Genomic DNA, 20,284 nt, shown 5'->3' on the forward strand with positions numbered 1-20,284 from the left:
GCCCGGGCGGCGGTGCTCGGTGCTCAGGCCGTCCCGACGGGGGTCCAGTCGAGGTACTTGCCGGTCCGGTCGTCGCCCGAGGAGCGGCCCCGCACGCGCCGGTGCAGCCACGGCAGGACGTGCTCGCGGTAGTAGCGGGCCTCCGCGACCACCCGGCGGCCTCCGCCCGGCGGCGGGTCGACCACGTGCGCGGCGCGGGTGTGGCCCAGCGCGGTGAGCACCAGGCTGGCCACCCGCTGGTGACCGGCGGCGTTGAGGTGCAGCCGGTCCGGCGACCAGTAGCCGGCGCCGCGGATCTCGGCGTCGTGGAAGACGTCCACGAGCTCGATGTCGTAGCGCGCGGTCAGCTCGGCGGTCGCGGCGGTGAGCAGCTCGCCGCGGCGGCGCATGACGCGACCGAACGGCAGCCGCTCCGACGGGTCCGCACCGCTGAGGACCACCAGGCGTACGCCCGCTTCGACGCACCGCCGGATGGCCCGTTCGAGCAGCCCGACGAGGCGGGCCATGTCGGTGCCGGGCCGCATCATGTCGTTGCCGCCGCCGTTGAGGGTGATCAGGGAGGGAACGGGCGAAAGCGACAACGCCGCCTCCAGCTGCCCGGTCACGATCGGCTCGAGCAGGCGGCCGCGGATCGCCAGGTTGGCGTAGCGCACCTCCTCGGTCCGCTCGGCGGCCAGCCCGGCGGCCACCAGGTCGGCCCAGCCGCGCACCGAGCCGTCCGGCAGCTCGTCGCCCATGCCCTCGGTGAAGCTGTCACCGACCGCCACGTACCGCATCGTGACACCTTCCCTCGAGTCCGTCCGGAGCCATCAAGTTACCCGGGGGTACTCCGCCCGGCCGCTCATTCACTGGGGATGAGGCACGAAACACCCCCGGCGACAATGATCGTTTTCCATGACCGAGGGAACGAGCACCGCCGGTCCCGGGCCCGTGACCTCTCACCGGCGTTTGGCCATCCTGCTGGCCATGGCGATGTTCGTGCTGGTCGTCGACACCTCCCTGATGAATGTGTCGATCGCCTCCGTGGTGAAGGACCTGGACACGACCGTGAGCGGGGTCCAGTCGGCGATCGCGCTCGAGGCGCTGGTCTCCGCCGCGTTCATCCTGATCGGCGGCAAGGTCGGCGATCTCATCGGCCGCAAGCGGGCGTACGTGCTGGGCCTGATCGGCTATGCGACCGGAGCCATGGCGATGGCGCTCGCGCAGAACCTGATGGCGATCGTGATCTTCTGGGCGGTGCTGGGCGGCATCGGTGCGTCGCTTCTCCTGCCCGCCATGCAGTCGCTGATACACGGCAACTTCGAGGGCGCCGAGCAGAAGCGGGTATACGCCCTGGTCGGCGCGGCGGCCGCGATCGCCGCCGCGGTCGGGCCGCTGCTCGGCGGCTTCATCACCACCTATCTCTCCTGGCGCATCGCCTTCCTGGGCGAGGTCGTCATCATCGCGGTGGTGCTGTCCGGCATCCGCATCGTCCGCGACGTGCCCTACACCGGCCCGCGCGAGGTCGACGTCGCCGGCGCCTGCCTCTCCGTCGTGGGGATGGGCGGCATCGTGCTGGGCATCCTGGTGTGGCAGGAGGGCGGAGAGTACGTCCTCGCGCTCCTGGCGATCGGCGCGGCCGCGATGGCGGTGCTGGTCAACTGGCTGCTGCGGCGCAAGCGTCGGGGGCAGCCGACGCTGCTGGATCCGGACCTGTTCAGATCCAGGATCTTCCGGCTGGGGATCACCCAGCAGATGCTCCAGCAGATCGCCCTGGGCGGGACGATGATCGCGCTGCCGATCTACCTACAGATGGTGCTCGAGTACAACGCGATGCAGGCCGGCCTGTCCCTGGCGCCGCTCTCGCTGAGCATGTTCGCGGTGGCGCTGCTCGCCGGGAAGAAGGCGGGCGACCGCCGCCCGAGCAGCATCGTCCGGTGGGGATTCCTACTGCTGACCGCGGGACTGCTGTTGCTGATCCCGATCGTGCCCCGTGCTGAGTTCGGCTGGGGCCTGGTGCCGCCCCTGCTGATCGCCGGTACGGGCCTCGGCCTGCTGGTGTCCCAGCTCAACAACTACACCCTCGCCCCGATCTCGCAGGAGCGGGTGAGCGAGGCCGCCAGCGCGAACTCGGCGGCGGGGTCGTTCGGGCTGTCGTTCGGGCTGGCGTTCGCCGGCGCCGTGATGCTGGCGACCCTCTCCATCACCTTCACCGCGATGGCGCAGGCGAGCACCGTGCTCCCACCGGCCGACCAGCAGCGCGTGGCGCAGGTGCTGGAGGAGGATGCCGAGGTCATGAGCAACACCCGCCTCGCGGAGCTGCTCGCCGGCCAGCCCGAGCAGGTGCGGGACGAGATCATCCGCATCAACACGGAGGCGCGCCCGTTCGCCCTGCAGGTGGCCCTGCTCATTCCGATCCTCGCCGGGCTCGTCGGGCTGTTCAACTCCTTCCGCATGATGCGCCTGCCCGACCCCGAGCCGACGGGCGCCGCCGAGGGAACGGTCATCGGCTGACGTACGCATCGGCCCCGTCCGGGTGGTGCGGTTCCGGTTACACATGAAGGGATCGGCAATGCTGAAGAGGATCGACGACATGCCGGCTGGCACACTCGGCTTCGAGGGCGTCGGTGAGGTGGACGACGACGACGTCGAGAACGTCCTCACGCCCGCGCTGCGCCGATGGGTGGCCGAGCGGGGGAAGGTCCGGCTGCTGTACGTCCTCGGCCCGCGGCTCGACGAGGTCGAGGGCGACGCGGTCTCCGAGAAGGCCAAGTTCCTCGCCCGCAACCCCACCGCCTTCGAGCGGGTCGCCGTCGTCAGCGACGAGGATTGGCTCCGGCCGGCGATCAAGGCGCTCTCGCTGCTGCTGCCCGGCCAGGCGCGGGCGTTCCCGAACCGGGAGCTGGCCGCCGCCAAGGCATGGCTCGCCGAGGGGCTGGCCGCGGACGGCTCCGCCGTCTCCGGCTGAACGGCGCTACCGGTGCGCCTTCTCCCGCTCCGCAGCGCCCTCCGCCGCCACGGCGAAGGTGGTGGTGACGACCTGCCCGGGCACGCGTTCCTGCTGGCGCCCCAGCAGCGCGAGCGCCCGGCGGTCCGCCGCGTTGGGCACGCTGCCGGTGAGACTGCGCGGCGACAGCCGGTCCCCGATGACGGCCGAGACCTCGACGCTGAGCACCAGCGTCTGGCTGATGAGATACAGCAGCGTGAACGCGCCCACCACGGTCGCGAAGCTGCCGTAGACGGGTCCGGCCCGAGCGATCATGGCGGGCAGGACCGTCGTCGCGGTCCGCAGCAGGGCGGTGACGACGAGGGCGCCGATGACGCCGCCGACCCAGATGTCGCCGAGGCGCAGCGGCCGGCAGACGAGCACCTTGTGCGCGACGGTGAGGGTGGCGAAGACGGCGGCGGCGGTGGCGACGGCCGACGCGCCGCGCTCGGCGGTCGGCAGTCGCAGAAACGTGTCGGTGATCAGGGCCGACGCGGCGGCCAGCAGGGCGCAGAGGAACGTCAGGAGCATCACGGAGAACGCCCGGACGTACTGGCGGACCAGACCGAACCGGTCCCGCCACGGCACCGCCCAGATCCGGTTCAGCGCGAAGTACGCGGCGAGCACCCCGCCGTTGCCGGCGAACAGGAGGCCGATCAGACCGACGGCGAGCGGAACCCCGCTCGGCGGGAGCTGGGCCAGCGCCTGCTCGACCTCGGACTGCAACTCGGGCCGGACGAGGCGGTCGAGCAGCTCCTGTTGCAGCGCGGGGTGCGACTTGAGCGTCGCGGTGACCGCGGCCGTTGCCAGCAGCAGCACGGGGAACAGGCTGAGGAATCCGTAATAGGTGGTCAGGGCCGCCATCCGCGGGCCGTCGTCGTCGAAGTACTTGCGCATCACCGCCACGGGGAGGCCGAGGAACCGGTGCCGGCGTTGCAGGGCGTCCAGCCGCCGGACCAGTCCGGATCCGAACGCGCCGGGACGGGAGCCGGGTTCACCGCTCATGAGATCTGCGGCCCTGCCTTCCATGCTGGACGATGACGTGGTCGGATACGGCCACGCTGCCCATCGACTGAAGCCACCGCCTCATCCCGGCGGGATATATGCCAGTGCCATCCGCCAGTCGCTCGGCGCGCAGCCGGGGTTTAGGAGGCGTCGATGAAAGGCGAGCGACCGGCCCCGGAGGGGTCGGCACCTCCGCCGCGGCGCGGGCCGGGCCTCCGCGAACGGCTCGCCGGCGTCGCCATGGAGCGCGGGGCGGACCTCCTGTCGCGGGCCGAGTCGACGCTGGTGGTGCGCTGCCTGCGGCGCTTCGCGGCGATCAACGGCCGCGACCGGTCGCTCGTGCTGGGCGGCCAGGCGTTCACGGCCATCATCCCGCTGCTGATCGTGGTGGCGGCGGCGGCCTCCGGGAAGGGCCCGACGGCGCTGGCCGACCGGCTGGCCGCGCGGTTCCACGTGACCGGGGTCTCGGCGCAGGCCATCCGCACGCTCTTCGAGCGGCCACCCGGCGCCACCGGGACGTTCACCATCGTCGGCGTCGTCGTCCTGCTGTTCTCGGTGCTGAACCTGACCCGGTCCCTGCAGCGCACGTACGAGGCCGCCTGGCAGCTGCCGGCGATCGGCGTACGGGGGACGCTCAACGGGGTGACCGCGGTCGGGCTGCTGATCAGCTCGCTGCTGGTGCTGTCGCTGCTGGTCGGCATGCTGCGCCAGGTGCCGGCCGGCACCCTGTTCGCCGTGGTCCTGCGCGTCGTCATGTCCACCGGGATCTGGCTGCTGCTGCAGTTCCTGCTGCTGTCGCGGCGGATCCCGTTCCGGCGGCTGCTGCCGGGCTCGATCGTCGCCGGGGCCGGTGGCGCGCTGCTGAACCTGTACTCGGCGGTGTGGATGCCCCGGGTGATCGAGAACAACTCCGGCCGCTACGGGATCATCGGAATCACGTTCGCCCTGCTGACGTGGCTGATCCTGGTCTGCGTCTGCGTGGTCGTGGCCGCCGTCATCGGCGCCGAGATGGGCGGCGCCCCCGCTCCCGGCGGCCATCGCGGGCCGGCGGTGTCGTCCGGCCGCGCCGACGAGGTGCCCCCGCGGCCCGATGACGACGCGCTTTGACTCCGGGCCCCCGGGCCCGCCCCGAACGCGTACCCGGACCGCGGCCGTGACGGCGCACGGCATCCGGCTGGTGCGGCGAGCACACCAGCCGGCGGATGTCGACGGCGAACGGCGGCCGTCAGCCCAGGATGCGCCGCTTCTGGGTCTCGAACTCCGCTTCGGTCAGCAGACCCTGCGACTTCAGCTCCCCGAGCTGCTTGAGCTGGGCGAGCTTGTCGTCCATCGTGTCGTCGGGCGGGGGTGCCGCGTACACCTGCTGGGGCGGCGGCGCCGCATAGGCCTGCGGCGGCGCCGCGTACGCCTGCTGCTGCTGTTCCTTGGCCGCCCAGCGCCCGGCCTGCCGGCGCGAGACGCGATTGGAGACGCTGGTGGCCGTACCGGCGATGACGGCGGTGCGGGCGATACCGCGAAGTAGACCTGGCATGGCGTTCTTCCTCTCGTGCGGGGGTCAGGCGGATACTTCGGACGCTTCCAGCGCGGCAAGGGCCTCATGGATGGGGATCCGCCCGCTCGCGACCAGCCTGCCACCGCCCCGGCGCAGCGCCGCCGCGAAGGGCCCGGCCCAGCGGTTCTCGTAGACGAGGATCCCGGCGGAGCTGCCGGGTTCGAGCACGGAGCCGGCGTGCTCGACGTCGTCGGAGCCGAGCAGGCCCGACGACGCGCCCTCGAAGACGGCGAGGTCCAGGTCGCCGTCGTGGTCCAGGTCCGCGATCGCCAGGCCCGAGACGGAGCCGTCGGTCTCCTTGCGGATGAACAGCAGGTCCAGGATCCGGATGATGCCGCGATCGTGCAGCTCGACCAGCAGCGGCAGCCCCTCGCCGGTCATGCGGTTCCCGGGAAACTCCACCACCAGGTAGTCGATCGGGCCCATCTCGTCGAGATCGTCAGTCATTTCAGCCCTTCCGGTCAGCTTGGTCAACCACACCTCACGCTGCCCGAGGGCGGCCCGCGGTCCTTCATCCCCAGCGGGTGAAAAGCCGGTCGGCCGGACGCGGCCCGGCGGACGCTCATCCCGGACGGATGACGACGGAGAACCGGGGCGCGGGCGACGGTGGAACCGATGTCGCGCAGCATCCCGGCTGCGGACGAAAGGCCGCGACCCTTGCCCAGGAGGCAGAAAATGGCTGCTGTTACCAACCCCGCCGGCACCAGGATGTCGGGAGCGTACGTCGACCGGCGGCTGGTGGGAGGCAGTGCGGCCCTCATGACCGTGGGGTTCGTGACCTACGCGGTGGGTGCCGCCATCGGCGCGATCGCCGTGGTCGGCGCGGCCCGGCGGTACATCGCGAGTCTCGACGAGCCGCCGCAGGTGACGGTCCGCCGCCGCTGGGGCCAGGTCCGCTCGGCCACCGGTGCCGGCGTCGGCGCCTGGCGGGACTACGACCGGGGCGCGCTGTCCAACTCCGTCCGGTGAGACTCCGGCTGGGCGCCGGTACGAGCACGGCGTAAGGCCGTCCCGATCGGGGCGTCGAGGAAAGTGGCGGTGCTCTGCCGGCCGCCGCCCTCGGCGCCCCGTTCGTCCGCGCGGAGGTTTCCCGCCCGGGTCCGGCCTCCGGGCGGCGGCGTACCCGCCCGGCGGCTGGCGTCCTGGCGGTCGGCATGCCGCCATGATGGTGCCGCCGGCGCGGCGGTGCGTCATCCCTGCGGGATGAGCCCGCCGGCCCGGATCATTCGGTCTTCGGGCCGGGAAGCGCCGAAGGATCTTGGCGCGTCCGCCGCTCGCGCTCGTCGGCGACGCGGTCGAGGCGGATGAGCTGCACGCCGACCCGTTCCACCCGCAGCAGCAGCGCACGGAATTCCTCAGTGGAGAACCAGCCCTCGATGATCGTCTGTCGCGGCACCACCTCCGAGCGCATGCCGGCGAGGGCGCCGAGCAGCACCGGTCCGAGCCGATCCGATACGCGGATCTCGTATCTCTCTGTCATCCGATTACCTCCGCGGTGTTCCTTCCTGCACCATCGACCGTGCGGGCCGGTTACGGATCGTCCGTAGGGGATGGCGGCGCGTAAGAACCTTTCGCCCGGAGAAGTGCCGGCGCGCCCGGCTGGTGATCAATGCGACATTCCCCGGCGCAAGCGTCTGATCCAGGCTCATCGATCTTGGGTTACGCTCAATCCGGCGAAGCGTCGCCATGCCTGTTGACCAGGGAAGACCGGGATATCGCATGGGTGATCGGGGCAGGAACACCCGGCTCGCAGGTGCGTACTCCCGCGCTGCCGGTCCCGGCGGGCTGCTCGCGGCCAAGCTGGTGTGCCCGCCCCTGCCGCGTGCGTTCGTCCTGCGGCGGCGCCTCTTGGACCGGGCGGACGAGGGCGCCGAGGGCGAAGTGACGCTGGTGTGCGGGGGCCCGGGCTCGGGCAAGACCCTGCTCGTCGCCGCCTGGGCGGAGGCCGGCCGGGCTCCCGGACCCGTCGCCTGGCTCTCCCTTGACGCCTACGACAACGATCCGACCTCCTTCTGGTCGTACGTGCTTGGCGCGATTCGCGGCACCAGCGCGGTTCCGGAGCGGAGTCCGCTGGCGCGGATGGTTCCCGGCCCGCGCATCGACGAAACCTTCGTCCGCCGGCTCGCCGGCGGGGTCGCCGGGCTTCCCGTACCCGTGGTGCTGGTCCTCGACGACCTGCATGAGATCGACAATCCGCGGATCCTGCGGTCGCTGGCCTTTCTCCTGCGCCATCCCCTGGGGCGGCTGCGGCTGGTGATCACCACCCGGGGGGACCGGGTGCCTTCGCTGCACCGGCCGCGCACCCGGGCGGGGCTGACCGAGCTGCGCGCCGCGGAGCTGGACTTCACCCCGGACGAGGCGGCCCGGCTCCTGGCCGCCCACGACGTGCAACTCACGTCGGCCGAGATCGGGGTTCTCCTCGATCGCACCGAGGGCTGGGCCACCGGCCTGTGCCTCGCCGCGAGGTTCCTGGGCGTACGGGGCGCGGGGCGCGGGGTCGAGGAGTTCACCGGAACCGAGCCGGCCGTCGCCGACTACCTGGTGTCGGAGGTTCTGGGCGGTGAGCCGCCGGAGGTGCAACGGTTCCTGCGGCGCACGTCCATCGCCGGGCGGGTGTGCGGCGAACTGGCCGAGGTGCTCACCGGAGAGGCGCACGGCCAGCAGATCCTCGACCGCCTGGCGCGGTCGAACGCGCTGGTGAGCACGGTGGGGGAGCGGCAGGAGTGGTTCCGCTACCACCGCCTGCTCCGCGACCTGCTGCAGTACCGGCTGCGGCTCGAGACGCCCGAACTCGTCGCGGACCTGCATCTGAAGGCGGCGCGCTGGTTAGCCGGCGCCGACGACGGGCCGGCCGCGGTCGGGCACGCGGTCGCGGCGGCGGACTGGCCCCTCGTCGGCCGCCTGATGGTCACCGTCGTCGGCGCCCGGATCGACTCGGCGAACCGCCGGCCGCTCACCGACCTGCTGGCACGGGTGCCGGCGAGTCAGCTTTCGGCCACCGCGAGCCTCGCCCTTTGCGGTGCGCTGCTCGCCTATGACCGCGGTGAGTACGACGTCGTCCCGGCCCAGGTCGCCCGGGCCCGGGCGCTGATCGCCGACGAGGACGCGGATCTCCGGCTGCCGGCCGAGATCCTGGCCCGCGCGCTCGACGCGGCGCTGGCCCGGGGACAGGGCGACATGACGGCGCTGGTCGAGACGACCGCCGAGGCCATGAACCTGTTGGCGGACGTGTCACCGGAGCAGTTGTCCGACGCGGGCCGCTACCGGGCGACCGCCTTCACCAACGCCGGCATCGGGCTGTTCTGGACGGGACGCCTCGGCGCGGCGCATACCCGGCTGCGATCGGGGATGGCGGTGGCACAGCACGCCACCGCGGAGCTCACCCAGCTCGACGCGATGGCCCACCTCGCGCTGGTGGAGGCGGAGCGGGGCCTGCTCCGTGACGGGCTCGGACATGCCCGCGGCGGACTCGACCTGGCACAGGGCGCCTGGCGATGGGCGCACCAGGCGGTCCCCGCCTACCTGGCGCTGGCCCTGATCAACCTCGAACGTCACCAGCTGAGCGAGGCCGACCTGGCCCTCGAGAACGGCCTCGCGGCGCAGCGGGCGGACGCCGAGCCGGTGCTGTACCTCGCCTTGCGGGCGTTGGAGGTCCGGGTCCTGCTCGCGCACGGCGAGACCGACGCGGCCCGGCTGGCGGCCCAGCGCATCGACGAGGAGGCCGACGCCGGCCGGATGCCCACCACCCTCGCCCGGTGGTTCGCGATAGCGGAGGCCGACCTCGACCTCTCGGCGGGCGAGCCCGAGAAGCTGATTCGACGGGTACGCCGCCCCGGGGCGGGCGCGAGGATGTTCCCGAGGCTGTTGACCCGCGTCGCGCGCGCACACCTCGCCCTCGAGGCGTTCGAGGCGGCCGAGGCGGTGCTCGCCCCGTTACACGCCTCCGCGCCCGACGTCGGTTCGGCCGTCGAGGCCTGGCTGCTCACCGCCCTGGTGGCGGACGAACTGCGGCAGAACAGCCGCTCGGTCGACGCGTTCTCCCGGGCCGTCGCGCTTGCGGAGGCCCAGGAGATGCGGGCGCCGTTCGTCGGCGTCGGCCTGCCGCGTCTCGGGGCGTTTCTGGAGCGCTACCAGTGGCTGACTCCACACAGCTCGCACTTCGTCGCGGAGCTGCTGACCGGCGCGACGGCCGAGCCGGCCCGGTCCGAACCGGCGTGGGTGCAGGACGGCGAAGAACTGACGGAACGCGAATTGGACGTGTTACGTTATCTACCAACAATGCTAAGAAATCAGGACATAGCGGGACAGATGTACGTCTCGGTTAATACAGTAAAGGCACACCTCAGATCGCTCTATCGTAAGCTTGGAGTTACGCAGCGTCGTGAAGCGGTTGATCGGGCTCGGGAGTTGGGCCTCTTATAGGCCTTTGTCGTGACTTCGTCCCGACTACCACTTGGTTACTCCTGGCGCTCCGTCAATCACCCCATGTGGACGATGCAAGGTCACCTCGCCTGCCGAACGCTGAGGGCTGAAACTGATCGACTCGACAAGCCGACGCGACAACGGAGCCTGCCGAACGCCACCGCGACCACAATCGAGGCAAAGCCGTGACGAGCGACGTGACGATTCGTGCCGATACCGCCATAGTTCCTACGGCTGAGATAACGCCGACCGCGGAGAGCGACCCATTGCTCGCCTCGAAGTTCGCCGTGCCCAAGACGCCGCCGTTCACGGTCGAGCGGGATCGGCTGCTCAGCCGCCTCTCGCAGGCGGTCGCCAACCCCATGACGGTGGTGACCGGCCCGCCCGGCAGCGGCAAGACGCAGCTGGTCGCCTCCTGGGTGTCCTCCGGGGGTGCGCCCGGACCGGTCATCTGGATCGCCCTCGAGGAGGGCGACGACGAGCCGGGCGTCTTCTGGTCCTACCTCGTCGAGGGCTTCCACCGGAGCGGAATCGCGCTGTCGCCGGCGATCGAGGAGGCGGCGCGCCGCGGAACGATCGGCAGATCGTTGCTCGCCCGCCTGGCCGCGGACCTCGCCGCGCAGCACAGCGCCGTCGTGCTGGTTCTCGACAGCGTCTCCGTGCTCGCCGGCCGGCGCCTCGGCGACGACCTCGACGCGCTGCTGCGGCACGCCGATCAGCACCTGCGGGTGGTACTGGTCGGCCGCTGGGATCCGCCGCTGCCCCTGTACCGCTACCGCCTCGCCGGGACGCTCAGCGAGATCCGCGGCGACGACCTCGCCTTCACCGCGGCCGAGACCGCCGCTCTGCTGGCCGGTCACGGTGTGCACCTGCCGGACTGGGCCCTGCGATCGCTCGTCGAACGCACCGAGGGGTGGGCCGCCGGCATCCGGCTGTTCGCCATGGCCATGGAGCGGTGCGGCGACGCCGAGGACCTCGTCATCACGATCGCCGGCGACGACGCGAACATCGCCGAGTACTTCCTCGGCGAGGTGCTGTCCGCCCAGCCGCCCGAGATCCGGGACTTCGTCCTGAGGACCAGCATCGTCGACGACTTCACGCCGGACCTCGCCGACGTGCTGACCGGGCGCAACGACGCCCGGCAGATCCTGGCGGTGCTGGAGCGGGCCAACGCGTTCGTGCAACCGGTCGCCGAGCGGTCCACGGTGCACCGCTACCACCGCCTCTTCGCGGAGCTGCTGCGGGCGCAGCTGACGTACGAGGAGCCCGAGCAGGTACCCCAGCTGCACCGTCGCGCCGCGGCCTGGTTCGTCGCGCACGGGCGCGCCGCCGAGGCGATCCGGCACGCGGTCGCCGCCGGGGACTGGGACCATGCCTGCGCGCTGGTGATCCAGGATCTGGGCCTCGGCCGGCTGGTGGCCGGCGGGGACGCCGATCGGCTCGGCAAGCTCTTCCGCGACCTGCCGGCCGGACTGGACGGGCCGGCACCCGCCCTGGTGACGGCCGCACAGCGGCTCGCCGCCGGCGACCCGGACGAGGCGGAGCGGCACCTGGAACGCGCCGCGGGCCTCGCGGCCGACGGCGCGCCGGAACAGGCCCTGCCGGTCCGGCTCGCCGCCGCGCTCCTCGGCGCCGGCGTGGCAGCCACGCGGCACGACGTTCCGCGGGCCCTGTCCGCCGCGGACGAGGCGGAGGCGCTCATGGCACAGGCGCCGCCCGAACGCGTCGACGCCCACCCCGAGCTGCGCACGATCCTGCGGTACTGGCGGGGGCTTTCCCAGATCTGGGCCGGTGATCTCGACGATGCCGTCGTGACCCTGACCGACGCGGTCAAGAACGCACCGCCGTCGGGCTGCGAGGGCGTGCGGCTCGCCTGCCTGCACCGGCTCGCCCTGGTCGACGTCTACCTCGGACGCCTGCGGGACGCCTCCGACACCGCCGGCCAGGCGGCCCAGCTCGCCGGCCGCTGCCCGACACCGTCGCAGCACTCGCTCGCCACCTCCGTGGTGCTCGCCTGGGTGGCCGGTGAGCGCTGGGCGGTGCCGGTCGCGTGGCGGCACCTCAGGGACGCCGAGGCGGTCGCCGACTCGCACGAGGACGCCATGGCCACGGTCGCGGTCGCCCTCGTGCGCTCGCGCCTGCTCAGCGGCCGGGGCGAGCTGCGGGCCGCGGCCCGCGTACTCGCCGACGTGCCGACGGGCCGCGAAGGCGGGGTCCTGCCGTCGTGGCTCGAGCATGAGGTCGCCCTGAGCCGGGCGCATCTGGCCGTGGTCATGGACCGGCCGGACGAGGCGCTGGCCGCCGCCGGCGCCCTGGGCGATCCGCCGTCCCCGCGGGCAGCCGTGGTGAACGCCGCCGCGCTCGTGGCGCGCGGCGAGACGCGGCAGGGCGCCGAGCTGCTCACGCCGATCGTCGAGGCCGCCGCGGCGCCGTCGCCGATCCTGATCGAAGCCTGGCTGGTCAAGGCGATCGCGGCGAGCGAGCAGGGCGACACCAACGTCGTCCGCGACTGCCTGCGGCAGGCGCTGGCCCTCGCGGTCCCCGACGGCCACCGGCGCGTCTTCCACGAGGCCGGCCCGCGGCTGCGCCAGCTCCTGCGCAGCGACCCGGAGCTGGCGGCGGCCTACCAGTCGATCGGCTCGACCGCACCGCCGCAGCCGCGTGCGCGGCCCAGCGGCGCGCCGGCCGAACAGAGCGCGCCGATCGTGGTCGACCCGCTCAGCGAGCGGGAACTCGAGGTGCTCCGGCATCTCGCGGCCCTGCTGGGCACGGAGGAGATCGCCGAGGCGATGTACCTGTCCGTGAACACCGTGAAGACGCACGTCCGCAGCATTCTCCGCAAGCTGGCCGCGTCACGGCGCAACGAGGCCGTTCGCCGGGCCCGCGAGCTCGGGCTCGTCTGAGGGGTTCCGACGCCACGGCCGGGCGGCCACCGGGAACCCGGTGGCCGCCCGGCCGTGCCGGTCAGGCGGGCGCCGCCTTCGGTCCCGTCGCCGCCGCCGGCGGGCCGAGGTCGCCGGGACCCGGCTCCGGCGCGGGCGGCAGGTCGGTGCCCCTGCGGAGCAACTCGATGACGGCGAGCAGGCCCAGCAGCGCGAGCGTCAGCCAGACGACCACGGAACTGGTCGGCCTGGTCCAGAGCGCGTACACGATGATGATCAGGCCGAGGGCGGCGGCGCGGAGCACGGTGACATGGTCGGCGACCCAGCGGTCGACCGCGGTGGGCCGCCAGCCCAGCCGGCGGCCGCCGACCCGGGCGGAGGTGACCAGCCAGTTCGCGCCGGTGCGCAGCCCGCGGGCGAGCTCGCCGGGCCCGACCACCCAGGCGCCGAGCGCGATCACCACACCGACCAGCACGACGGTCTGCAGCCGGACGACGAACTGCGCCGTCATGGTGTCCCAGACGACGGCGGCGGCGTCGGTCGGAAGGGTGTTCTGCGGCAGGTGGCTGAGGTAGTACTCGCGGCCCGCGGCGAGCCCGCCGAGGAGCAGCAGCAGCGACAGGGCGATGCCGAGGCCGGCGATGGACAGCATGCGCCGGCGGCCCGGCGCCAGCCAGACCGCGACGGCGAGCAGCAGGAAGGCGAACAGCACCAGCGGGATGGCCAGCGTGTCGAGTAGCGAGGCGGCGCGCTGGACCTTGGGGATCTCGTCGGAGTGCAGCAGCGGGAAGGACAGGTTCACCGTGGGGATCCGGTCGGCGAGCGGCACGCCGGCCGCGACCAGCCGGGGCTTGATGGTCTCGATGAACATGCCGAGGTTCACCGAGACGGTGCCGTTCTCCACCTCGATCGCCCCGCCCTGCGTGCCTCGGAGCGCGGCGACCAGGCCCGCGTGTGCCGCCCGGTTGGCCTGCTCCCAGGCCTGGGCGAACATGTCCGAGCTGACCGCGTTGTGTACCTGCGTTCGGGCGAACGAGCGCACGCCGTTGACCATCGGTTGCTGGAGCATGGTGAGCTCCGCCGGCGCGCCCTGCTTCACCAGGGCCTCGATCGCCCGGTGCGTGAATCCCTCGATGTCGAGCGCGGCGAACACCTCGGCGGTGATGCGATCGGCCACGGCGTTGCGCACGGCGGGATTCTGCGCCAGCGGTGCGACCGTCGCGACGTACCGGTCGGTGTCGAAGACGACCGTCCGCGCGAACATCGCCACCGCACCGACCGGCAGCAGCAGGCAGCCGACGACCAGGAGGACGGTCGCCGCTGTCCATCGCCCGACCCGGCGCCGACGGGGTTTGCCGTCCGGCGGAACCTGGCGTTCCACGAGCGCCCGCAGCCGCTCGTTCTCGGCGCGCAGCCGCGCGAGTTCCTGCTCGGTGTCCGGTACTTCAGGCTCGGTCATTTGGGTTGGCTCCACTTCCGCCGGGAGCTGTGCAGAGCCCGAACCGTACGTCTCAACGGTGGCACCGGGGCTCCCCCTACGCGGATGGGACGCAGGGGAAACGCGGTCCGCGGAGCGGCTCGGCGGTGCCGCCCGAGGCGCGCCACCTCATCCGCGGAAGGCGATGCCGGCGGTCGCGCCGGCGAAGAGAATCGGTACACGAACCCGGCCGAGCGTGGCCGGGTCCGCGGCGCGAACCAATGTCACGTGACCGACGCGTCACGCCGCGGTCATTCGACAGGAAGTAGGAGCGACATGGCACAGACGCCGACGTTCGACAAATCCGCTTCGCCCCGGACCGCCTGGCTCGGCTGGGTGTACTTCGCCGGCATCATGATGATCACGGTCGGCTTCTTCCAGGCCATAGCCGGCCTGGTGGCGCTCTTCGACGACGGGTACTACCTGGTCGGCCAGAGCGGGCTGGTCGTCTCCGTCGACTACACCGCGTGGGGATTCGTACACCTCATCCTCGGCGCGGTCGCCTTCGGCGCCGGCTTCGCGGTGATGACGGGGAAGACCTGGGGGCGCACGGTCGGCATCATCCTCGCCGTCGCGAGCGCGGTCGTGAACATGGCGTTCATCGCGGCGTACCCGCTGTGGGCGACCCTGATCATCGCCATGGACGTGATCATCATCTACGCGCTCGCGGTACACGGCCGCGAGGCCGCGGAGTAGCGCCCGTCCTGCGGCGCGGCGGCATCCGCGAGAGGACCGCCGCCGCGGCGCTCGTCGTCGCGGCCCGCCGTGGGCCGCAACGGCGCCGGCCCCCGAGCACGGGCGCGGCCGGCTCACCGTGACGCGGAAGGGCGGCGACGATGTCCCTGGCGCATGGCCGTAACGGCCTGCGGTCCGGCCCGGGCGAGCGGCCGGACCGTTACGGGATGATGTTCGCGTTGCTGCTGGCGAGCTTCCTCGTCGCCGGAGTGCTGGACGGCCGCCTGGCGCGGCTGGTCACGCTCTCGTTCTACGTCTTCGTGCTGGTCCTCGCCCTGAGATTCGCGCGGCTGCCCGCCCGGACGAGGCGGTGGCTGCGCCGGACCCTGCTTGCCGGATCGGCGGTCGTCGCCGTTCTGGTGGCCGTGCTGCACGAAGACGTGGTCCAGGGGCTCGCCGCCCTGTGGACGGCGGGACTTCTGCTGCTGACCGTCTTCGTGGTGGTCGGGCGGATCCTGCGCCACCGGGTGGTCACGATGCAGACCATCTTCGGCGCCCTCTCCGCCTACCTGCTGGTCGGATTCGTCTTCGTCGCGCTGTTCACCGCGGTCGCGAAGCTGGCGCCCGGGCCGTTGTTCGCCGGGGGCGAGCCGGCCGACGGCGACTCGATCCAGTACTTCGCCTTCATCACCCTGACGACCACCGGGTACGGCGACCTGACGCCGGCCGGCGCGCCGGGACGCAGCCTGGCGGTGCTGGACGCGCTGTGCGGCCAGATCTTCCTGGTGACGCTTGTGGCCCGGCTCGTCTCGGTGTTCGGCACCGAGCGGCGCCGCCCGGGCGACGACGTCGCCGCGGGCGGGTGAGCCGGGCCCGGCGCCGAAGAGTTCATCCGCTCGTGGTGAGCCGCACGGAGAAGTTCGGTGCCACTGTGACCTCACCGTCGACTACCAGGAGGGGCGCATGTCTGCCTCGGTCCCCTACACATCCGAACCGTTCTCGTCCCAGACCACATCGGCCCAGCAGGCCGCCGCCGCGAAGTCCTTCGGCAAGGCCGTCTGGTGGCTGGCCCTCGGCTCGGCCGTCTTCAGCGTCGTGCTCGGCGTCATCATGCTGGTCTGGCCGGAGGCGACGCTGAAGGTCGTCGCGGCCCTGTTCGGCATCTGGCTGCTGCTGCACGGCGTGGTCCGGATCGTGCAGGCGATCACCGCCACCGCGCGCGACGGCGCCGAGCGCGCCATCCTCGGCGTCATCGGGGTGTTCTTCGTCGTCGCCGGCGTCATCGCGCTTCGGAACCTGCTGGTCACGCTGGCCCTGATGGTCACGCTGGTCGGGCTGATGTGGCTCATCGGCGGCATCCTGGAACTGATCTCCGCCTTCGGCGGCCCCGGCGGCGGGTACCGGCGCTGGCAGATCGCCCTCGGCGTGCTCAGCATCGTCGCCGCGCTGGTCGTGCTCCTCTGGCCCGACCTCTCCGTGGTCGCGTTCGTCTACCTCACCGGCGCATGGCTGATCCTGATGGGCCTGATCCAGGTCGCCATGGTGTTCTGGGCCCGCCGGGTGCTCACGGCCTGACACCCGGGCCGGCCGGGCTCAGTGCCCCAGCGTGGCCTTGAGCACCACGATCACCGAGCCGAGCGCCAGGTTGACCAGGGCGGTCAGGAACATCAGCGAACGACTCGCCCCGGCCTGGCGCGCGGCGACGGTAGCCCAGCCGATCTGACCGCCGATCGCCACCAGCAGTGCCGACCAGCCGGCCGCCTTGTCGCCGCCGCCGAGCAGGCCCACCACGACGGCCGCGGCCGCCGGCGGAAACGTCGCCTGCAGCAGCGGCCACTCGAGCCGGGCGACCCGGACCACCTCCGCCCAGCTGACGGTGGTGCGATGGATCCGGTCGCCGACCAGCCGGGCGTACGCGTGCGCCAGCCAGAAGACCACCCCGGTGGCGATCAGCAGCGACGCCAGCTCGACCGGCGGGGGGACGTGGCCGTCCGCTCCGGAGGCCGCACCGACGACGACCGACCCCGCCAGCATGGAGCCGTAGATCGCACCGGCGAAGTCCGCCTCGTTCGCCTCGTGTCTCGGCTTGACGCGGCCGGCGCCGTCGTCCGCCTCGCTCATGTTCGGTCCAGGTCAAGCATCGCGTACCTCCGGGCTGCGGGAGTCCCATCGTGCCGCGACGCGGCCGGCGGATCTTCACCCCGCGTGGGTGATCCGGGTCCCGGGTCACCGCGGCGGCGCCGGGCCGGCGTATCCGACGGGGACGCTCATCCGGGCGGGATGAGCCGCCGCCGCGTCGCCGTGCGATTCCCTCTGTTGGTGGTCCTGCGACTCGTGAGGCAGGAACCGCCCGGCGGCAAACGCCTGCCGGGCAACGAAACGAAGGAAGGATCCGCATGTCCACTCTGGTCGCCATCGGGTACCCGGACGAGACGACCGCCGCGGAGGCGGCGGCAGAGGCGCGTCGGCTCGCCAAGGACCTCATCATCGAGCCCGAGGCCATCGCGGCGATCAGCCGCGACCCGGAGGGCAGATTCCACGTGAGCACGAGCCACCACCCCGTGACCGGGGGAGCGTCGTGGGGCATGTTCTGGGGTCTGCTGTTCGGAATGCTCTTCTTCATTCCGTTCTTCGGCATGGCCGTCGGCGCCGGCCTCGGCGCCCTGATGGGCAAGGTCGCCAAGAGCGGCATCCACAAGGACTTCCAGGATCGGGTACGCGACCAGCTCCAGCCGGGCACCTCGGCACTGTTCCTGGTGGTCAGCCACGCCACTCCCGACAAGGCGGTCGAGGCGCTGAGCCGCTACGGCGGCACCGTGCTCAAGTCGTCGCTGTCCAAGGAGACCGAGGAGGAACTGCAGGAGGCGCTGCACGGCTCCCCGGATGCCGCCAAGAACCCGCAGACCGCCTGACGGCCGTCGTACGGGCCGGTGGTTCGGGCCGTGGTGGGAGGCCGGTCAGCTCCCGCCGCGGCCCTGCGCCGCGTCGAGCGCCGGCGTGCCGCCCGGTGCCGCATCGTCGGCGCGCAGCTCACCGCGCTGCCCGGCCTGCTCCAGCCAGCGCACCAGCTGCCGGTGCACCGCGTCCGCGCCGATCAGCGGCGGGGCCGCGACCACCCAGTCCTTCGGGTGCACCAGCACCGCCTCGGTCTGCCATCCGCCGAGACCGCCGTGGCACCCGACCAGTTCCTCGTACGCGGCGACCTCGTCGGTGTCGGGGTCGACGGGGCTGTTGATGACGAGGTCGCCGACGTGCGCCAGGGCGTCGTGACGCAGCACGTCGGCCACCGCGTGCGGGCCGAAACCGGCGAGTGGGTCGACACCCTCGACCCGGTCCTCGTGCAGGTGGCGGATTCCGTCCCGGCCGAGCACCACGGTGCCCTGGCCACCGGTGCGTACCGTGATGAAGCCGATGCCCGGGTGCTGGGTCAGCGCGCCGACCAGGCCCGGATAGAGCTGCTCGATGTCCTCGAGGACCAGCCGCCCGGGCAGGCGGGTGAAGTAGATCATCGACAGGTTGCCCGACGCGATCAGCACGAGATCCGACTCGTGCGCGGCCTGGCCGGCGTCCGGCGCCGGGCTGAGCTCGACCTGGCCGTCGTGGGTCCTGGTGTGCAGCGCGCGCCGGGTGAGCCGGCCCGCCGTGCCACCCTGCTGCGCGACCTGGGTCAGGAAGGTGTTCACCGGGCCGACGGTCTCGTCGAGTCCGGTCGAGGCCGCCACGGTTCCGGAGCCCATCAGCCGGCGCACGACCTCCTCCAGCGCGACGCCGTGGCGCTGCAGGAACGTCGCGCCCTGGCTCTGCCCGTGGTCGGACAGCACCACGAAACGGTAGGGGCGGGGCGCCCGCGCGGCGACGTGCTCGAGGACGCCGATCAGGTGGTCGATACCGGCCAGCGACGCCAGCGATTCCGGGCGGGTCGGTCCGGCGTGGTGCGCGATCTCGTCGTAGTCGGTGAAGTCGCAGTAGATCGACGGTGTCCCGGCCATCATCTGGTCCGCGATCAGGCCCGCGTTTAGGTCCCTCAGCAGGACGTTGGTGACCGCGCGCAGCAGGATGTAGGAACCGTGGCGGCGGATGCGCGGTTCCACCCGCCGTACCCGCTGCAGCCGGGACTGGTGGATCTCCTTGACCATCTCGGCGACGGTGAGCACCACCGACCGGGTCAGCCCGTAGGGGTTGATGAAGAACGTGGCGAAGGTGCGTGACGGACCCCGGCGCCCGGTGCGGCCGGTCAGGCCGCTCATGGTCAGCAGGCTGGTCGGCGCGTCGCCGGAGAAGATGTTGGAGATGCTCACGCCGCCGTCCGCGAGCAGGCCGCGGCCGTCGCTGAGGCGGGCCTGGATCACCGCGGCGTCCCTGGGGCGGTTGGCGACCAGCAGCCTGCCGGTCTCCTTCTCGTACCAGCGGAACGCCGGTATCTGGTCGCTGCCGCCGTGCAGCAACCCCGCCTGGCTCGCCGGTGTGGTCGCCGGCAGCTGCGCATGCCAGTCCGTCAGCCGGTGACTGCCGGAGCGGATCCACCGGCTGAGCGTCGGCAGATCGCCGGACCGGACCGACCACCGCAGCAGCGGCGCCGCGAGGCCGTCGATCTGCACGAAGACCACCCCCGGCACCGAACCGGCCATCCCGGGTTCCGCCGGCTCGCCGGCCCGCTGGATGAGGTGGGTGAGGAAGGCGGCACTGTCCCCGGCCGTCGCCATCCAGGTGACGACGGTCATCAGGAACGCGAAGATCCAGGAGCCCCAGAAGGCGTGCCAGAATCCGTCGACGGTGATGCCGGGCGACAGGCTCAGCGCCAGGTAGAACAGCAGCGCCTGGGCGCCGAGCCCGGCCAGCAGGACGCCGGCCCATCCCAGCAGCAGGGCGAAGGACGTCAGCAGCGGCCGCAGCAGCGCCGCCAGGATGGCGAGCAGCACCGTCGCCACCACGACGTCCGCCGCGAGGGACGCCGACATGCCGGGCACGATCCAGATCGTCACGGCCATCGACAGGCAGCCGAGCACCAGGGTGACCAGCAGCCGGCGCGCCTCGGCGAAGGTGAGCCGGCGGCGCCGCAACAGCTTGACGCTCCACCGGGCCCGGGACCGCGCGCCGGATCCGGAGTCGTTCCCTGGTTCGTTCACGCTGACCGCCTGCCTCCGAGGAACGCCCGCAACGCCGCCATTCGACGCGATCGGCCGCCCGCCCGGGACCATCCCGCCGGGATGAACCCGTCGCCGGGCCACTCATGCGCCAGGGATGATGGCAACCGGGCGCGACCGGCGCAGCGTGACCAGATGCGGAGCAACCCGGAAACGACGACA

At 72.3% G+C, this 20,284-nt stretch carries 18 protein-coding genes; 10 read left to right on the plus strand and 8 right to left on the minus strand.

Features of this window, described 5'->3' with window-relative positions; all coding sequences use genetic code 11:
- Window positions 1-23: 23 nt before the first annotated feature.
- Window positions 24-776 carry an SGNH/GDSL hydrolase family protein gene (locus AB0B58_RS27175; RefSeq protein ID WP_360229236.1) on the minus strand — a complete coding sequence of 251 codons (753 nt, stop codon included), beginning with the start codon at window positions 774-776 and terminating at the stop codon, window positions 24-26.
- Between the two features lie 190 nt (window positions 777-966).
- On the opposite strand from AB0B58_RS27175, the gene AB0B58_RS27180 reads away from it, so the two are divergent.
- Entirely contained in the window at window positions 967-2,493 is a 1,527-nt protein-coding gene (locus AB0B58_RS27180) for an MFS transporter (protein ID WP_360229238.1), read from the plus strand.
- Between the two features lie 79 nt (window positions 2,494-2,572).
- Window positions 2,573-2,947, plus strand: a complete 375-nt coding sequence (locus AB0B58_RS27185) for an STAS/SEC14 domain-containing protein (protein WP_360229240.1) — start codon at window positions 2,573-2,575, stop codon at window positions 2,945-2,947.
- A 6-nt stretch (window positions 2,948-2,953) separates the two neighbouring features.
- Here the strand turns inward: AB0B58_RS27185 and AB0B58_RS27190 are convergent, their stop codons facing one another.
- The gene (locus AB0B58_RS27190) at window positions 2,954-3,970 is read right to left on the minus strand and encodes a YhjD/YihY/BrkB family envelope integrity protein (RefSeq protein ID WP_360229242.1); all 1,017 of its coding nucleotides are present in this window, start codon (window positions 3,968-3,970) and stop codon (window positions 2,954-2,956) included.
- A 153-nt stretch (window positions 3,971-4,123) separates the two neighbouring features.
- Between AB0B58_RS27190 and AB0B58_RS27195 the strand changes: the two genes are divergently transcribed.
- Entirely contained in the window at window positions 4,124-5,077 is a 954-nt protein-coding gene (locus AB0B58_RS27195; protein WP_360229244.1) for a YhjD/YihY/BrkB family envelope integrity protein, read from the plus strand.
- Window positions 5,078-5,195: 118 nt separating this feature from the next.
- Here AB0B58_RS27195 and AB0B58_RS27200 read toward each other — a convergent pair whose 3' ends face one another.
- The gene (locus tag AB0B58_RS27200; protein ID WP_360229246.1) at window positions 5,196-5,501 is read right to left on the minus strand and encodes an SHOCT domain-containing protein; all 306 of its coding nucleotides are present in this window, start codon (window positions 5,499-5,501) and stop codon (window positions 5,196-5,198) included.
- A 24-nt stretch (window positions 5,502-5,525) separates the two neighbouring features.
- Complete coding sequence (locus AB0B58_RS27205; RefSeq protein WP_360229248.1) at window positions 5,526-5,969, minus strand: DUF6325 family protein; 444 nt, start codon at window positions 5,967-5,969, stop codon at window positions 5,526-5,528.
- 228 nt (window positions 5,970-6,197) lie between these two features.
- Here AB0B58_RS27205 and AB0B58_RS27210 point away from each other — a divergent pair, with 228 nt between their 5' ends.
- Complete coding sequence (locus AB0B58_RS27210) at window positions 6,198-6,491, plus strand: hypothetical protein (RefSeq protein WP_360229250.1); 294 nt, start codon at window positions 6,198-6,200, stop codon at window positions 6,489-6,491.
- 253 nt (window positions 6,492-6,744) lie between these two features.
- Here AB0B58_RS27210 and AB0B58_RS27215 read toward each other — a convergent pair whose 3' ends face one another.
- The gene (locus AB0B58_RS27215) at window positions 6,745-7,002 is read right to left on the minus strand and encodes a hypothetical protein (RefSeq protein ID WP_360229252.1); all 258 of its coding nucleotides are present in this window, start codon (window positions 7,000-7,002) and stop codon (window positions 6,745-6,747) included.
- Between the two features lie 239 nt (window positions 7,003-7,241).
- Between AB0B58_RS27215 and AB0B58_RS27220 the strand changes: the two genes are divergently transcribed.
- The gene (locus AB0B58_RS27220; protein ID WP_360229254.1) at window positions 7,242-9,944 is read left to right on the plus strand and encodes a LuxR C-terminal-related transcriptional regulator; all 2,703 of its coding nucleotides are present in this window, start codon (window positions 7,242-7,244) and stop codon (window positions 9,942-9,944) included.
- 266 nt (window positions 9,945-10,210) lie between these two features.
- Window positions 10,211-12,847 (plus strand): LuxR C-terminal-related transcriptional regulator, encoded by a 2,637-nt coding sequence (locus tag AB0B58_RS27225; RefSeq protein WP_360229256.1) that lies wholly within the window; start codon window positions 10,211-10,213, stop codon window positions 12,845-12,847.
- Window positions 12,848-12,908: 61 nt separating this feature from the next.
- Here AB0B58_RS27225 and AB0B58_RS27230 read toward each other — a convergent pair whose 3' ends face one another.
- On the minus strand, window positions 12,909-14,285 hold the full coding sequence (locus AB0B58_RS27230; RefSeq protein ID WP_360229258.1) for a hypothetical protein: 1,377 nt from the start codon (window positions 14,283-14,285) through the stop codon (window positions 12,909-12,911).
- Between the two features lie 294 nt (window positions 14,286-14,579).
- On the opposite strand from AB0B58_RS27230, the gene AB0B58_RS27235 reads away from it, so the two are divergent.
- The 3 genes from AB0B58_RS27235 to AB0B58_RS27245 all read left to right on the plus strand — a co-directional run bounded on the left by AB0B58_RS27235 (window position 14,580) and on the right by AB0B58_RS27245 (window position 16,553).
- Window positions 14,580-14,999 carry a hypothetical protein gene (locus AB0B58_RS27235; RefSeq protein ID WP_360229260.1) on the plus strand — a complete coding sequence of 140 codons (420 nt, stop codon included), beginning with the start codon at window positions 14,580-14,582 and terminating at the stop codon, window positions 14,997-14,999.
- A gap of 140 nt (window positions 15,000-15,139) precedes the next feature.
- Complete coding sequence (locus tag AB0B58_RS27240) at window positions 15,140-15,844, plus strand: ion channel (protein WP_360229262.1); 705 nt, start codon at window positions 15,140-15,142, stop codon at window positions 15,842-15,844.
- Window positions 15,845-15,941: 97 nt separating this feature from the next.
- Window positions 15,942-16,553: a DUF308 domain-containing protein gene (locus AB0B58_RS27245; RefSeq protein ID WP_360229264.1), complete on the plus strand. Its 612-nt coding sequence runs from the start codon at window positions 15,942-15,944 to the stop codon at window positions 16,551-16,553.
- An 18-nt stretch (window positions 16,554-16,571) separates the two neighbouring features.
- On the opposite strand, the gene AB0B58_RS27250 is transcribed toward AB0B58_RS27245, so the two are convergent.
- Complete coding sequence (locus AB0B58_RS27250) at window positions 16,572-17,099, minus strand: hypothetical protein (protein ID WP_360229266.1); 528 nt, start codon at window positions 17,097-17,099, stop codon at window positions 16,572-16,574.
- 275 nt (window positions 17,100-17,374) lie between these two features.
- On the opposite strand from AB0B58_RS27250, the gene AB0B58_RS27255 reads away from it, so the two are divergent.
- Window positions 17,375-17,890: a DUF1269 domain-containing protein gene (locus AB0B58_RS27255; RefSeq protein WP_360229268.1), complete on the plus strand. Its 516-nt coding sequence runs from the start codon at window positions 17,375-17,377 to the stop codon at window positions 17,888-17,890.
- 45 nt (window positions 17,891-17,935) lie between these two features.
- Here AB0B58_RS27255 and AB0B58_RS27260 read toward each other — a convergent pair whose 3' ends face one another.
- Window positions 17,936-20,104: a phage holin family protein gene (locus tag AB0B58_RS27260; RefSeq protein WP_360229270.1), complete on the minus strand. Its 2,169-nt coding sequence runs from the start codon at window positions 20,102-20,104 to the stop codon at window positions 17,936-17,938.
- Window positions 20,105-20,284 lie beyond the last annotated feature (180 nt).

Source organism: Actinoplanes sp. NPDC049118, from assembly GCF_040648555.1.
Taxonomy (GTDB): Bacteria; Actinomycetota; Actinomycetes; order Mycobacteriales; family Micromonosporaceae; genus Actinoplanes.

Excerpts from the sequence above, each read along its gene's own strand:
- AB0B58_RS27175 (WP_360229236.1), bottom strand. The coding sequence starts at position 776 with ATGCGGTACGTGGCGGTCGGTGACAGCTTCACCGAGGGCATGGGCGAC.
- AB0B58_RS27180 (WP_360229238.1), top strand. The coding sequence starts at position 967 with ATGGCGATGTTCGTGCTGGTCGTCGACACCTCCCTGATGAATGTGTCG.
- AB0B58_RS27185 (WP_360229240.1), top strand. The coding sequence starts at position 2,573 with ATGCCGGCTGGCACACTCGGCTTCGAGGGCGTCGGTGAGGTGGACGAC.
- AB0B58_RS27190 (WP_360229242.1), bottom strand. The coding sequence starts at position 3,970 with ATGAGCGGTGAACCCGGCTCCCGTCCCGGCGCGTTCGGATCCGGACTG.
- AB0B58_RS27195 (WP_360229244.1), top strand. The coding sequence starts at position 4,124 with ATGAAAGGCGAGCGACCGGCCCCGGAGGGGTCGGCACCTCCGCCGCGG.
- AB0B58_RS27200 (WP_360229246.1), bottom strand. The coding sequence starts at position 5,501 with ATGCCAGGTCTACTTCGCGGTATCGCCCGCACCGCCGTCATCGCCGGT.
- AB0B58_RS27205 (WP_360229248.1), bottom strand. The coding sequence starts at position 5,969 with ATGACTGACGATCTCGACGAGATGGGCCCGATCGACTACCTGGTGGTG.
- AB0B58_RS27210 (WP_360229250.1), top strand. The coding sequence starts at position 6,198 with ATGGCTGCTGTTACCAACCCCGCCGGCACCAGGATGTCGGGAGCGTAC.
- AB0B58_RS27215 (WP_360229252.1), bottom strand. The coding sequence starts at position 7,002 with ATGACAGAGAGATACGAGATCCGCGTATCGGATCGGCTCGGACCGGTG.
- AB0B58_RS27220 (WP_360229254.1), top strand. The coding sequence starts at position 7,242 with ATGGGTGATCGGGGCAGGAACACCCGGCTCGCAGGTGCGTACTCCCGC.
- AB0B58_RS27230 (WP_360229258.1), bottom strand. The coding sequence starts at position 14,285 with ATGACCGAGCCTGAAGTACCGGACACCGAGCAGGAACTCGCGCGGCTG.
- AB0B58_RS27235 (WP_360229260.1), top strand. The coding sequence starts at position 14,580 with ATGGCACAGACGCCGACGTTCGACAAATCCGCTTCGCCCCGGACCGCC.
- AB0B58_RS27240 (WP_360229262.1), top strand. The coding sequence starts at position 15,140 with ATGTCCCTGGCGCATGGCCGTAACGGCCTGCGGTCCGGCCCGGGCGAG.
- AB0B58_RS27245 (WP_360229264.1), top strand. The coding sequence starts at position 15,942 with ATGTCTGCCTCGGTCCCCTACACATCCGAACCGTTCTCGTCCCAGACC.
- AB0B58_RS27250 (WP_360229266.1), bottom strand. The coding sequence starts at position 17,099 with ATGAGCGAGGCGGACGACGGCGCCGGCCGCGTCAAGCCGAGACACGAG.
- AB0B58_RS27255 (WP_360229268.1), top strand. The coding sequence starts at position 17,375 with ATGTCCACTCTGGTCGCCATCGGGTACCCGGACGAGACGACCGCCGCG.